This is a genomic window from Salinivibrio sharmensis (assembly GCF_001995985.1).
GTDB lineage: Bacteria > Pseudomonadota > Gammaproteobacteria > Enterobacterales > Vibrionaceae > Salinivibrio > Salinivibrio sharmensis.
The window spans coordinates 48,408-60,861 of record NZ_MUFC01000007.1; the positions used below are offsets into that span (position 1 = coordinate 48,408).

Annotated in this window: 12 protein-coding genes; 3 read left to right on the top strand and 9 right to left on the bottom strand. The window is 49.5% G+C overall.

Annotation, left to right across the window (positions count from 1 at the left end; translation table 11 throughout):
- Positions 1–233: 233 nt before the first annotated feature.
- Positions 234–491, top strand: coding sequence for an ogr/Delta-like zinc finger family protein (locus BZG74_RS08545; RefSeq protein ID WP_235605732.1), 258 nt, complete (start codon positions 234–236; stop codon positions 489–491).
- Between the two features lie 4 nt (positions 492–495).
- Here BZG74_RS08545 and BZG74_RS08550 read toward each other — a convergent pair whose 3' ends face one another.
- The 9 genes from BZG74_RS08550 to BZG74_RS08585 form a co-directional block, all read right to left on the bottom strand.
- Positions 496–1,032 carry a hypothetical protein gene (locus tag BZG74_RS08550; protein WP_077772210.1) on the bottom strand — a complete coding sequence of 179 codons (537 nt, stop codon included), beginning with the start codon at positions 1,030–1,032 and terminating at the stop codon, positions 496–498.
- A 4-nt stretch (positions 1,033–1,036) separates the two neighbouring features.
- Complete coding sequence (locus BZG74_RS08555) at positions 1,037–1,948, bottom strand: endonuclease/exonuclease/phosphatase family protein (RefSeq protein ID WP_077772211.1); 912 nt, start codon at positions 1,946–1,948, stop codon at positions 1,037–1,039.
- A 563-nt stretch (positions 1,949–2,511) separates the two neighbouring features.
- Positions 2,512–2,772, bottom strand: coding sequence for a hypothetical protein (locus BZG74_RS15580; protein ID WP_131825628.1), 261 nt, complete (start codon positions 2,770–2,772; stop codon positions 2,512–2,514).
- The gene (locus tag BZG74_RS08560; protein WP_077772212.1) at positions 2,753–2,971 is read right to left on the bottom strand and encodes a hypothetical protein; all 219 of its coding nucleotides are present in this window, start codon (positions 2,969–2,971) and stop codon (positions 2,753–2,755) included. The genes BZG74_RS15580 and BZG74_RS08560 overlap by 20 nt, the downstream gene beginning before the upstream one ends.
- 27 nt (positions 2,972–2,998) lie before the next feature.
- The gene (gene ilvN, locus BZG74_RS08565) at positions 2,999–3,496 is read right to left on the bottom strand and encodes an acetolactate synthase small subunit (protein WP_021023377.1); all 498 of its coding nucleotides are present in this window, start codon (positions 3,494–3,496) and stop codon (positions 2,999–3,001) included.
- Complete coding sequence (locus BZG74_RS08570; RefSeq protein WP_077772213.1) at positions 3,496–5,214, bottom strand: acetolactate synthase 3 large subunit; 1,719 nt, start codon at positions 5,212–5,214, stop codon at positions 3,496–3,498. Before BZG74_RS08570 ends, ilvN begins: the two co-directional genes overlap by 1 nt.
- Positions 5,215–5,632: 418 nt before the next feature.
- Positions 5,633–7,456: an AMP-dependent synthetase/ligase gene (locus BZG74_RS08575; protein WP_077772214.1), complete on the bottom strand. Its 1,824-nt coding sequence runs from the start codon at positions 7,454–7,456 to the stop codon at positions 5,633–5,635.
- A 138-nt stretch (positions 7,457–7,594) separates the two neighbouring features.
- Positions 7,595–8,722: an MJ1255/VC2487 family glycosyltransferase gene (locus BZG74_RS08580; RefSeq protein ID WP_077772215.1), complete on the bottom strand. Its 1,128-nt coding sequence runs from the start codon at positions 8,720–8,722 to the stop codon at positions 7,595–7,597.
- On the bottom strand, positions 8,722–9,258 hold the full coding sequence (locus BZG74_RS08585; protein WP_077772216.1) for a phosphatase PAP2 family protein: 537 nt from the start codon (positions 9,256–9,258) through the stop codon (positions 8,722–8,724). The genes BZG74_RS08580 and BZG74_RS08585 overlap by 1 nt, the downstream gene beginning before the upstream one ends.
- A 530-nt stretch (positions 9,259–9,788) precedes the next feature.
- Between BZG74_RS08585 and leuA the strand changes: the two genes are divergently transcribed.
- Together leuA and leuB are read left to right on the top strand one after the other, a co-directional pair.
- Complete coding sequence (gene leuA / locus BZG74_RS08590) at positions 9,789–11,351, top strand: 2-isopropylmalate synthase (RefSeq protein ID WP_077772217.1); 1,563 nt, start codon at positions 9,789–9,791, stop codon at positions 11,349–11,351.
- 2 nt (positions 11,352–11,353) lie between these two features.
- On the top strand, positions 11,354–12,448 hold the full coding sequence (gene leuB, locus BZG74_RS08595; protein ID WP_077772218.1) for a 3-isopropylmalate dehydrogenase: 1,095 nt from the start codon (positions 11,354–11,356) through the stop codon (positions 12,446–12,448).
- Positions 12,449–12,454: the final 6 nt, after the last annotated feature.

Here is a 12,454-nt window from a genome sequence, read left to right on the forward strand (position 1 = left end):
AAAAAACAAAAAGGGTGTTCAAAGAAAAGTATAGATTTAAGTGATGAAGGATACTATAAGAGTTTGTTTCCAATTCGGTGCGGTAACACACACCAAAACATGAACAAAGATTTGATAAAAGTGATTTGCACTGTGTATGCAGCGACCCGAATTGCAGTCACAGCTTTGTGCAAGCGGTAGGCTATAAACACACGCTGCAGCATAGCAAATTAGAGTTAGAGCAGGGCGCTTTTGTGAAACAGAAGCGCATTTTTTGTGGCTGCGGCTCCCGTGCGCGGATCACCAAAACCAATCGACTCTCGCAAAACTGTGCTGATTTGTACTGCCAGTGCACGAACGCTGAATGCGGCCACCAGTTCGTGGCGTTCTCCCACTACCACAGCCCACTTTCCCCAAGCGCGAAAACCACCGATGAACTCGCCAGCGCGCTAATCAAATCACTCACGCCAGAGCGCCGCAAAGACTTGCATAATCAGTTGTCGTTGTTTTGAGATTTTATATTATTTCTTGGAAACTCTCATATGTTTTGGGGCTTGATGCAATATCCTCAAGTACCTCAAAGAACCCCTCAGTCGAGTTAACCGTGTATTTTGAGTTTCCAACCTTTACAATTAAAGGGAAAAACGATTTTGATCGTTTTATTGAAAACAACTTTACTTTTCTTTTGTTATTATTGTTTTTTGCTATGAAAGCATAGTAACTGTCAATTTTTTCACCTGTATTTTTTGCTTTCATTATGTCTTTAGCCATCCTTTGTTGTGCCAGTTTTGCCAGTTGTGTTGATGATTGGTTTATGAGTGACTGGTGTGAGGCTAATGCTTTTAAAGCATACTCGTGTGTCGATAAGTAAGTTGCGTTTTTTTCTTCATCAAAGGTTTCTTCTTTCTCTTCTTCATAATCAATGTTTGTCTCAAAAAAATCGCCAGCGTCATTTATGAACTTTCTAATGTAACTTTGTATTTCTAGTTCATTTTTTTCTAGTTCTTTACTAGATTCTTTGCCCTTTTCAAAGAGTGCTTTAAAGTCGCTCATAGTTTCATGCCCTTTGTATTTCACAGACTACGGGGAGGTGGTCAATAAAACAATTTTTATCGTCAAAGTGATTTAGTAATTCTTGATACTCTATTGGCCTAGTTTGATTCTCATGAAGATGCCAGTCTTTGTTCTGGAGAAAGCTACCAGATACAATTATTTGGTCGAAGGAATTCCACATTGAATCATTGTTGGGTTTGCCTTTAATGGTTCCGGATCTAAACGGCTCCTCAGAATTTGTATAGTGATACGTTCTCTTTGGTATCATACTTCTCCAAAAAGGATTGTAAAACAATTCATCATGGTACTTTTTGACAGTCTCATGGCATCTTGTGGCTTTTAATGTGACGTTCATTTCATCATGATATGGATTACTATTGAAATCCCCCATAACAATGACATGCTCACCATTTTCCATGAGTTTTTTTGCACTGTGAGAAACAATTTTTGCTGCTTCTCTTCTCTTTTCTCTATTTTCATCAAGTAGCCTACTTGGCCAGTGGCACAGGAAAATGTTTACTTCTTCACCGTCATCTAGGTTGGTTAACTTTACATGCTGAGCAGCTTTTATGTAATTCCCTTGCTGTTTTTCAATTAATCTATCTTTATGTTCAATACTGACCCTTGAATGGTTATAGGCCACCCCAATATCAAACCGGCTTCTCCCCACTGCATCAGCAAGAGATAGCCACTTAATATTTTCTTCTGGGAATTTTTTCTCAATATTAGCCATGTCATAGTCTGAAACTTCACATAGGGCTAAAAAGTCAATGGAGTATGTGAAAAGTAATCTTTTTATATGCTCACATACTATGGCTAGGTTTTCTTCATTTGCTCTTGTTTTAGCTTTCGGTGCCGCAGGAGAAAGGGCGGTATTCCACCATCCAAACCTCAAATTATAGAGCAACATTAACATTATAGTACCTTATCGTATGAAATCTTCTCAAGTATATTAACTGTCTTATCAAATATTTGTACTTTGTGCGTAAATTGAGAGTAGTACCGAAGACTTACGCTACGGATCCTCGTTGCTACTCAATTCTATCGTCTAGATCGCCATAAATATACCGATACACTTCGCAAAAATGCTTAGTCAGAAAGCTACGAACCATCGCCATCGCACCAGGTGGTGCGTTGGTCCTCGTTGTCTTTTGCTATCAATCGATAGAGATAGGCTGCAATTGCGGTTTTGTAGGTATCCGTGTTGCATGTGTCTTGCGATAACGCACAATCCAACCACACTACCGTTTGCGTTTTAATATCAGATATTTAGCCTCCTTACCCCCTATACGCTGTATATTAAGTGATTACAACTGTATGTTTTTGATTAACCTATCAAATACAAACATCCAGCTTCGCGAGAAGGGCGTTAAAGCCGCGCCTTATGCGTTAAACATCACTAGGCTAAACCCACTTTTTAGAATGCAAGGGCATTTAGGGGATAAATTTAAAAAAATGGGAAAAATTTTATGAGGCTAGTTATCCCCTCCTCTTTGCGTAGTGATTGCTTGGTGAGGATGTGGGTCCAGACTTGTAGTCTTCAATGCTTTGATGTCTTCCACCCAAGCGGCGCATACTGTGGTTATGTTTCGGGATCCCTGCATCGCCATACAGCTTTATGTATTGGAAGTAGCCGCGGGCAAACTCCTCATGCTTATCTGTGTTTGCAGGGTAAGGGTTGGTGTAGCGGTGTTTTTGTGCTGCATGGGCGTAGCCTTCGTTAAATGAATCCGTCCGCATTGTCGTCTTCCTCAAAGTTACTGGGTGATGCCTTTAACGCTTTAGTGATCATGATGCCTTTGACGCTCTGCCCATCTTCCCCCTCTGCATGATCAAGAACCTTTTCGCATGACTCGCAGCAAGCTAACACGATCATGGCTGCCTTGCTTTCGTGGTGCATCATGTTGTTGATCAAAAATGGCACGCCAAGGCGTGCCATTTTTCTTACCACGACCAAGTGCTATGATCACTGGCGCAACGCTCGCTCGCCGCGTGCGATGCCAACCACACCGCTGCGCGCCACCTCAATGATCTCGGTAATTTCACCCACCGCGCGAATAAAGGCATCCAGTTTGTCACTGTCACCGGTCAACTGCACGGTGTAGAGCGAGTTCGTGACATCTACTATCTGCCCGCGAAAAATGTCGGCGGTGCGTTTTACTTCCGCGCGAGCAAAGCCGCTGGCCTTCACTTTCACCAACGCCAGCTCGCGCTCAATATGATCGCTTTCAGTCACATTGCTCACTTTCAGCACATCAATCAGCTTGTGCAGATGCTTTTCGATTTGCTCGCGATCCGCGTCGCTCACCACCGAGGTGGTGATGTTCAAGCGCGATAAGGTCGCGTCATCGGTCGGTGACACCGTGAGTGATTCAATGTTGTAGCCACGCTGAGAGAATAAGCCCACCACGCGCGACAAGGCACCTGGTTCGTTTTCCATTAAAACCGATACAATACTGCGCATTAGGTTCTCTCCGTTTTGCTCAACCACATCTCATTCATCGCTCCACCGCGTACCTGCATCGGATACACGTGCTCGGTTTCATCGACATTGATATCGACAAACACCAAGCGATCTTTCATCGCCAGCGCCTTTTCTAAGCCCGCTTCCAGCTCGGAAGGATGATTGATGCACATCCCCACATGACCATAAGCCTCTGTGATCGCAGCAAAGTCCGGCACCGAGTCCATATAAGAGTGCGAATGGCGGCCTTGATAAATCATGTCCTGCCATTGTTTGACCATCCCGAGGAAACGGTTGTTAAGGTTAACGATCACCACCGGGATATCATATTGCAGTGCCGTCGACAGCTCCTGAATATTCATTTGAATACTGCCATCACCGGTAACACACACCACCTGCGCGTCCGGCAGTGCGAACTTCACCCCCATGGCGGCGGGTAGCCCAAAGCCCATGGTGCCCAAGCCGCCGGAGTTAATCCAACGACGTGGTTTATCAAACGGATAATAGAGTGCGGCAAACATTTGATGCTGGCCAACGTCTGAGGTCACATACGCCTCGCCATGGGTGAGACGATACAAGGTTTCAATCACTTGCTGCGGTTTAATCCGTTCAGGATCGGCGACATACTGCAAACACTGGCGCTCTCGCCAAATCTGAATATTGTGCCACCAGGTGCTGAGCGCATCGCTGTCGTTATTGCCACCTTGCTCCACCAGCAATTTGAGCATGCTATTTAATACCGCATCCGCCGAGCCAACGATGGGAATATCCGCCGCCACGGTTTTAGAGATGCTGGAAGGATCCACATCAATGTGCATGATGGTGGCATCGGGGCAGTATTTTTCTAGATTGTTGGTGGTACGATCGTCAAACCGGACACCAATACCAAAAATCAAATCGGCTTGGTGCATCGCCATGTTCGCTTCGTAGGTGCCATGCATGCCCAGCATCCCTAGCGCGTGATCATGGGTGCCGGGAAATGCGCCTAGGCCCATCAAGGTGCTGACGACGGGGATGTTTAGACTTTCTGACAACTGGCGAATTTGCTCGCCGCAGTCGGCCATGATGGCCCCACCACCGACGTATAGCACCGGCTTTTTCGCTGCCAGTAGCGCTTTTAAGCCACGTTTGATCTGGCCTTTGTGCCCTGACGTGGTCGGATTATAAGAGCGCATACGCACACTATCAGGGTACTGATATGGGTGCTTTTGCGCCGGATTCAGCATGTCTTTTGGAATGTCCACCACCACAGGGCCGGGACGTCCCGTTGCGGCAAGATAAAAAGCTTTTTTTACAATATTGGGAATATCTTCGGCGCGCTGGACTAAAAAGCTGTGTTTGACCACCGGGCGGGAGATCCCCACCATATCGCACTCTTGGAAGGCATCATTGCCAATCAGGCCGCTCATGACTTGGCCAGAAAACACCACCATGGGGATCGAGTCCATATACGCGGTGGCAATGCCGGTAATGGCATTGGTTGCCCCTGGCCCTGACGTGACCAGAACCACGCCCACTTCCCCCGTGGCACGCGCGTAACCATCGGCCATGTGTACCGCGGCTTGTTCGTGGCGCACCAACACATGGTCGATATCACTTTTTTCGTGTAATGCGTCGTAAATATCCAGTACCGACCCGCCTGGATAGCCAAAAATATGTTTTACGCCTTGATCGATCATGGAGCGCACGATCATTTCGGCACCGGATAACATTTCCACTCTACGCCTCCCTGTTTGCATAGTTAGGACTTACTTTTAGCCTAATCCTGCCCCTTACTCTTGGATGTACTGATGGTCACTCACCACGCGGACATCTGAACCAAATACTGGCGGTAAGGCGGCGTTAGATTGTCACTTGGCCTGCTTCGGATGAAGCTGCAATCAATGTAACGTTTTATTTGCAAAACTGTCTATTAGCTAATCAGTATTTACATTTTTAATCTAAATGTTGAGTTAATGTTGCTGGTTTACGCTGACCACGGGGGAGGAAATTGGAAACATCCACTATAAAGTCGACACTTTGCCAGATTTGCTATTTAGGCGTGGGGAGGAAAAAGGGGGAAAAGGCATACAAATAACGAAAACAAAGGAAGATTCTCAGCCATGAGAAACCTTCCCCCGCTTTGATGCACCAGGACTAACGTTGATACATGGTGTCAATGTGGTGTTGGTAACGTGAAAGGATCACTTTGCGGCGCAGTTTCATGGTCGGCGTGAGCTCGCCGCTGTGCATGCAAAAGCCCTGTGGCAACAAGGTAAAGCGTTTCACTTGCTCAAATTTGGCTAACTCGTGTTGCAAGCTCTGCAAACGCTTTTCAAACAAGGCTACCACATCGGCGTGTTTTAGCAGCTCTTTGCGATTTTGATATTCGATATTGGCCGCCCGCGCCCACTCTTCTAAGGCGTCGAAGCAAGGCACAATCAAGGCCGATACAAAATGACGCGCCTCGGCCACCACCGCTATCTGATCGATAAAATGATCGCGCACCAAAGCGCCTTCCACCCGCTGTGGTGCGATGTACTTACCGCCTGAGGTTTTCATCAACTCTTTGATTCGGTCAGTGATAAATACGTTGCCCTTGGCATCAAGATACCCAGCATCACCGGTTTTCAAAAAGCCATCCTCGGTAAAGGTGGTGGCAGTCGCATCAGGCTGATTAAAGTAACCCCGCATGACCATCGGCCCACGGACTTGAATTTCATCGTCCGTCCCAATTCGCACCTCTGCCCCTGGCATCGGATGGCCAATCGATTGGGGATCAAAACGGGTATCATTCCAGCAAGAAACCGTGGCGGTGGTTTCGGTCATGCCATAACCGAGCTTGACGTTAATGCCTATCGCGTGGAAAAACGCGCCGATGTCAGGGTCAAGACGCGCCCCACCGCATGGCATCAAGCGCATCTTGCCACCCAATAGCGCACGCAACTTACTCAGTACCAGCTTGTCGGCCAACGCTACTTGCCATTGCTGAAACCAAGACGGAGACTGGCCGGTGCGTAATTGCGCAGCATGACGCTCACCTTGGCGCAGTGCCCATCGGAATAAATGTGGTTTAACACCGGTGGCCCGACTGAGTTTGTCGTGGATAGCGCCATGGATTTTTTCATAAAAACGCGGTACCGCACACATTACCGTCGGTTTGACCTCGGCCAATGCATCACGCACCTGAAGCGGGTTGGAGAGATAGCAATTGACCGCCCCACGATGAAGGACGTAATAACTCCATGCGCGCTCAAACACATGAGAAAGCGGCAAAAAGGCCAAGGACACATCATCGGGGCTTAATGCCAAGACTTGATCGTGCACCTCCAACTGCGCCGCGATGTTGGCATAATCCAGCATCACCCCTTTCGGATCGCCCGTGGTGCCGGAGGTGTAAATCAAGGTGGTTAAATCGTCCATGCATCGTGCATCAATGCGCGCATCTAACTCAGCTTGATAGCTGCGATCGTCTTGCAATAGCCAGCTGGCCCAATCCCACACCTTGGGATGTACGGGAACCGCCGTCTCTTGACTTAGGGCAACCACCCCTTTGACGTTGGGGCAGTGTTCAAGGGCAGTAACCGCGCTCTCCAGTTGTTCGTCACCGGCAAAAATCCACTGCACGTCTGCATCATTGATAATGTGTGCGGCTTGCTGGGCGGTGCTAGTTGCGTAAATCGGCACAGGTACGGCGCGAATTTGCAACGCGGCATAGTCCAACATTGCCCATTTTTCGCTGTTCGGCGCAAAAATGGCGACGGTTTGCTGCACCTGACAGTCAGCGTTGAGTAAGCAGCGTGACAGCTGATCGATGCGTTCGCCTAGCTGGCGCCAACTAATACTTATCCATTGCCCGTCTTGTTGGAAGCGGATTGCTTCGCGTTCATTTTGGGCGGCAATCTGATCGCGAATGCGCGTGACGATATGGTTTTGGGTGTTCACGGAATCTCTCTTGGTCCGCCGTTTTGGCGAACACATGTACGCTCAATAATGACAGCGAGTTTACCGAGCGCACTGCCAAACTCAAGAGAAATTGAGTGAATGCTCTAGCGAAAGTGTAAAAACGTGATTCAGCCTTGTGGAAGCGACTGCTCGACGCGTGCGCCGCACAGGGCGCTATCGAATCAAGCGTTGCAACCTAAGTGGGTGTAGATCCATGCGCATTGATGAGCGATTAAAGTCCAAAATCGACTCCTCAACCGTTTCTGGATAATCCACCTGAGCCCATAGATGGTGAAACAGGCTACGTGTCTGACTTAACTCTCCTTTTACCAACCATTCCGCTAATGCTTGGGCAACATCTGGGTACCCAATCGCGCCCACCGCCGGTGCCTGCAACCATTCACGTACCGCGCTCGCATTCAAGCTATCCATACTGTGTGCTAGCCCAAGCTGAGAAAGTGTTGCGACATTACTTAACTGCTCAAACTGACCAGACAATGGTTTTAAAAGGAGCTTTTTCCCTAAACTTAATGCCTCCGATGGAAGCTCAAATCCCCCATTGGCGATCACGCCCTGGCACTGATGCAGCGCCGTGTGAAAGCTTTCTTTGCCTAAGGGCATGAGCGTAAGGTTTTCACGTTGGTAGGGGGCGTTAACCTCGGGGTGAAAGCAGATAAAAGGTTGGCTAAAGCGTAACAGCAGCTCACTGACTGCAGATAAAGATTCAAAGGGGAGATACACCAGCACTGCCCTCTCCGAATCGGGCGATGCCACCGTTTTATCCACCGGAGTGCTATCAATAATCGGGGGTAAAATCGGTTGGTTAAAGTGATACCAATGCAAGCCAATGGCATAGTCGGTTGGCGCAAAATAACGCATGATAATGCGGTTGATCAGCGTTTCCCCATGTTTAGGCACCGCGTGAGAAAACGCCGCTTGGTGGCTGATGGCCACCGATGGCACCCCTTGCCGGCGCGCCGCCCACGCACTGATGGGTTCAAAATCAGAGATAACCTTATCGTAGCCTGATACATCAAGCTGGCGAATATCGCGTCGTAGCTGTGTAAAACGATTGTGTCGCGCGGTGGCGAGCATATCAATTTTGCCATCACGGCTGACAAAGCTCATGCCGGTAAACGTGCGATAGTCACCAAATGGCGACATATCAAAATAACGCTCGGCTGGCCGCCCAGAAAAAACAAAATCGACCTCGACATCATATCCTGCCAAGGCACGAGCCATGGCGCGGGCTCGCGATATATGCCCGTTACCGGTTCCCTGAACACCGTATAAAAGCTTCATTAAATACCTGTTATTCCGTAAAGATCGAAAGTGATACTGTGTGCCAACGTCGCGCACAGCAGCCCTAACCCAGCGCCAACCACGATATCGCTCACAAAGTGCACGCCCAGTAACACGCGCGAAATACCGATTAGGCTGGCCCAGATGAACACCAAAAGGGTTAACGAAGGAAAAAAGGTGCTTAGCAATGAGGCCATGAGAAAAGCGGCGGCGGTGTGGCCTGATGGCATACTGTAAAGATCGGAAGGCGTGATAAAGGCCGGCAACTGCGAGGGACGTGCGCGCCGAAAGCTACGCTTAAGTACCCAATAGATCGGAAGTTCGATGGCAAAAGCCGTCAGTCCTGTAAGCAAAAACCAGAGCCCGACCGCCTCATGAAGCCACCATGCAGTCAAGCCAATCACCAGATAGAGAGGTCCGTCACCTGAACGGGAAACAGCACGGGCTATTTTCGCTGTGTCAGCGCTAAAGCGGTGAGATAAACACAGTGTCGACACCGTGTGGTCGAAGCGTTGAATCGCGGTAAAGCTTCTCATCCTGCCTCCCAATGCGGCGAGCTGATGGTTAAACTCTAGCCAGCGGGTATGACAGGTCGGTGACGTTATTGGGTCATCTCGATGAATTTACTTCGCCCCGTCGCCGCTTGAGGTCAGGTACGTTGGGGCATGTAAAAATAATGAAGACTGGACAAAGCCGCGCCAGAGCACAGCACGAAAATCTAATTTTTAGTTTTAAAACCAGTTTAATTAACCAGTTTTTTACCTTTATATTGCGCAGAAAACGGGTTTTGTTTTTTTCAGATTGACGCTTTCCCCATCGCTCTGTTATTTCTGGTAACAGAATATTTACTGACGGACATCAGCATGACACTGTTTCACCTACGCCTCATCCTCCTCCTTATCGTGACCCAGTCGCGCGGGTAGGTTTTGGGCAGAAAACAGTGAATGCCAAATCTCTAAAACCCGCGCCAGACGCGGGTTTTTTTGTATCTAACGTCGCCAAAATAACATCAAGCGCCAATTAAAGCGCCACTAAAGCGGCCAGCAAACACAACAGGGAGTCACCCATGAGCGAGAACAGTCAAGTCATTCTGTTTGATACCACCTTACGCGACGGCGAGCAGGCGCTGTCAGCAAGTTTAACCGTCAAAGAGAAATTGCAGATCGCCCAAGCCTTGGACCGCTTGAAAATAGACATTATTGAAGCAGGGTTTCCGGTGTCATCACCGGGCGATTTCGAATCGGTGCGCACCATCGCCGAGCACATGCAACATGCTCGCGTCTGTGCCTTGTCTCGCGCCGTGCCCAAAGATATCGATGTGGCCGCCGAATCCCTCAAAGCCGCTGATGCCTTTCGTATCCACACCTTTTTATCCACCTCGACCATTCATGTAAAAGACAAGCTTCGCCGCCGCTATGATGACGTGGTCGAGATGGGTGTACGCGCCGTCAAGCATGCACGCCAATACACCGATGATGTGGAGTTTTCCTGCGAAGATGCCGGGCGCACCCCGATAGATAACTTGTGCCGTATGGTCGAAGCGGCGATTGATGCCGGTGCGACCACCGTCAATATCCCAGATACGGTGGGTTACACGGTCCCGAGTGAATTCGGCAATATCATTGCGACCTTGTTTAACCGCGTGCCGAATATCGATAAAGCGGTGATCTCTGTCCATTGTCATGATGACTTGGGGATGTCAGTCGCCAACTCTATTGCCGCGGTGCAAGCCGGCGCTCGCCAAGTGGAAGGCACGATTAATGGCATCGGTGAGCGTGCCGGTAACTGCGCGCTGGAAGAAATTGCGATGATCTTGAAAACGCGCGCTGACTTGTTAGGCGTGGAGACAGGGTTAAACCACACCGAAATTGCCCGCACCAGCAAGCTGGTTAGTCAGCTTTGCAACATGCCTATTCAGCCCAATAAAGCGGTGGTCGGTGCCAATGCCTTTAGCCACTCCTCCGGGATCCACCAAGATGGCATGCTGAAAAACAAAAACACCTACGAAATCATGACCCCAGAGTCGATTGGTTTGGGCAAAAAAGCGCTTAATCTGACCAGCCGTTCCGGCCGTGCCGCGGTGAAAAGCCACATGGATAACCTTGGCTACGACCAACAAGACTACGATTTAGACACCTTGTATCAATCTTTCTTGCAACTGGCGGATCGTAAAGGCCAGGTATTCGATTACGATTTAGAAGCCTTGATGTTCTTCAACAACCTCAAAGAAGAGGACGACTTCTACAAGCTCAACTATTTGGGCGTGCAATCGGGCAGCCTAATGGCGACCACCAGCATCAAGTTGCAATGTGGCGACGAAGAGAAACGCGAGGCGGCGATTGGTAACGGCCCCGTCGATGCCTTGTATCAGTGCATCTACCGCATTACTGGCTACGACATTGAACTGGATAAATTCGACCTGACCGCCAAAGGGGAAGGAGAAGATGGTCTCGGCCAAGCCGACATCATTGCCAACTACAAGGGCCGTAAATATCACGGCACTGGGGTGTCGACCGACATCATCGAAGCCTCAGGTGAGGCGCTATTGCACGTGATCAATGCCATTTATCGCGCCGACAAAATCGCCCAGATTAAGGAACAATCCCACTTAAAACAGGAGACAGTATAACCATGGCCAGCGCACATCAGATTGCTATTTTACCCGGTGACGGTATCGGCCCCGAAGTGATGACGCAAGCCGAGAAGGTGCTTGATGCGGTTAGCGAGCGATTCTCTCTCACCTTGGAGCGTCAGCATTATCCTGTGGGGGGTGCCGCGATTGATGCCCATGGCTCGCCACTGCCCGCACACACCTTGGCTGGTTGTGAAAAAGCGGATGCGATTTTATTTGGTTCAGTGGGTGGCCCTAAGTGGGAGCATTTACCGCCAACCGAGCAACCGGAGCGCGGGGCCTTGCTGCCGCTACGCAAGCACTTTGGCCTGTTTTGTAATTTGCGTCCGGCACAAATCCACACCGGACTCGAAGGCTTTTGCCCACTGCGCGCCGACATTGCCGACCAAGGCTTTAATATTGTGGTGGTGCGAGAGCTGACCGGCGGAATTTACTTTGGTGAGCCCAAAGGGCGTGAAGGCGAAGGCCGCGAGGAAAAAGCGTTTGATACGGAAGTCTATCATCGCTATGAGATTGAGCGCATCGCCCGCATTGCCTTCCAGTCCGCTCAGCTTCGAAACAAGCAGGTGTGTTCAATCGATAAAGCCAATGTGCTGCAAAGCTCGATGCTGTGGCGTGAGGTGGTAGAAGAGGTGGCAAAGGACTATCCGGATGTCCGTTTAAGCCATATGTATATCGACAACGCCACCATGCAGCTGATTAAAGATCCGTCGCAATTTGATGTGATGCTGTGCTCGAATATTTTCGGCGACATCATCTCCGATGAGTGCGCCATGATCACCGGCTCAATGGGCATGCTGCCATCCGCGAGCTTGAACGCGAGTAAATTTGGTTTGTATGAACCCGCCGGCGGCTCTGCCCCCGACATCGCGGGTAAAAATATCGCCAACCCGGTGGCACAAATTCTCTCCGCCGCGCTAATGTTGCGCTACTCGTTAGGCGAAGAGGACGCAGCCTGCGCGATTGAGCATGCAGTCAGCCAAGCGCTGGCGGCCGGTGAGCTAACCGCCGACCTGGCAGGCAACCGCCCTGCTTTGAGTACTGAACAAATGGGCGATCGTATCGCCGCCTATATCCGCCAAGGCGCAGAATAATTACCC

Bases quoted from the DNA above. Each gene is read 5' to 3' on its own strand.
- BZG74_RS08585 (WP_077772216.1), bottom strand. From the start codon at position 9,258: ATGAGAAGCTTTACCGCGATTCAACGCTTCGACCACACGGTGTCGACA.
- BZG74_RS08575 (WP_077772214.1), bottom strand. From the start codon at position 7,456: ATGTGTTCGCCAAAACGGCGGACCAAGAGAGATTCCGTGAACACCCAA.
- BZG74_RS08550 (WP_077772210.1), bottom strand. From the start codon at position 1,032: ATGAGCGACTTTAAAGCACTCTTTGAAAAGGGCAAAGAATCTAGTAAA.
- BZG74_RS08555 (WP_077772211.1), bottom strand. From the start codon at position 1,948: ATGTTAATGTTGCTCTATAATTTGAGGTTTGGATGGTGGAATACCGCC.
- ilvN (WP_021023377.1), bottom strand. From the start codon at position 3,496: ATGCGCAGTATTGTATCGGTTTTAATGGAAAACGAACCAGGTGCCTTG.
- BZG74_RS08560 (WP_077772212.1), bottom strand. From the start codon at position 2,971: ATGGCACGCCTTGGCGTGCCATTTTTGATCAACAACATGATGCACCAC.
- BZG74_RS15580 (WP_131825628.1), bottom strand. From the start codon at position 2,772: ATGCGGACGGATTCATTTAACGAAGGCTACGCCCATGCAGCACAAAAA.
- leuA (WP_077772217.1), top strand. From the start codon at position 9,789: ATGAGCGAGAACAGTCAAGTCATTCTGTTTGATACCACCTTACGCGAC.
- BZG74_RS08580 (WP_077772215.1), bottom strand. From the start codon at position 8,722: ATGAAGCTTTTATACGGTGTTCAGGGAACCGGTAACGGGCATATATCG.
- leuB (WP_077772218.1), top strand. From the start codon at position 11,354: ATGGCCAGCGCACATCAGATTGCTATTTTACCCGGTGACGGTATCGGC.